Origin of the sequence: Kitasatospora kazusensis, from assembly GCF_039529945.1 — a bacterium.
In the GTDB taxonomy this organism is placed as follows: domain Bacteria; phylum Actinomycetota; class Actinomycetes; order Streptomycetales; family Streptomycetaceae; genus Kitasatospora; species Kitasatospora kazusensis.
On the sequence record NZ_BAAANT010000143.1, the window covers coordinates 1 to 712 of the forward strand.

Below are 712 nucleotides of genomic sequence, written 5' to 3' on the forward strand. Positions count from 1 at the left end.
TGCAGATCTGCGCCGACAGCCAGGACACGGTGCTGCACGCGCTGCGCGACATCGCCCGGCACACCCGGGGTGCGATGCAGGTCAAGTGGCGGATCGACGGCTTCCAGAACCCGTCCCGCCCCGACGGTGCGCAGCGCAATCTGCTCGGTTTCAAGGACGGCATCGTCAATCCGGACACGAAGTCGGGCCGGGAGATGGACAAGCTGGTGTGGGTCACCGAGGGTGGCGGGGAGCCGGCCTGGGCGGTCGGCGGCAGTTACCAGGTGATCCGGATCATCCGGATGCTGGTCGAGTTCTGGGACCGGGTCTCGCTGGCCGAGCAGGAGAAGATGTTCGGCCGCCGCAAGGACACCGGTGCCCCGCTGGACGGTGCGGCCGAGAACGACGCGCCGGACTACGCCAAGGACCCGGACGGCAAGGCGATCCCGCTGGACGCCCACATCCGGCTGGCCAACCCGCGCACCGACAAGACCGACGACTCGCGCATCCTGCGCCGCGGCTTCAACTACGACCGGGGCATCGACAAGGTCGGCAACCTCGACATGGGGCTGGCGTTCTGCTGCTACCAGCAGGACGTGGTCCGCCAGTTCGAGGCCACCCAGACCCGGCTGATCGACGAGCCGCTGGTCGACTACATCTCACCCACCGGCGGCGGCTACTTCTTCGTCCTGCCCGGCGTCCGGGACGACGCCGACTGGCTCGGCCGCGGGCT

At 69.1% G+C, this 712-nt stretch carries 1 protein-coding gene; it reads left to right on the forward strand.

Annotated elements, in window-relative coordinates; all coding sequences use genetic code 11:
* The coding region (locus ABD330_RS32390) for a Dyp-type peroxidase (protein ID WP_344469895.1) at positions 1-712 on the forward strand (712 nt) is incomplete at both ends.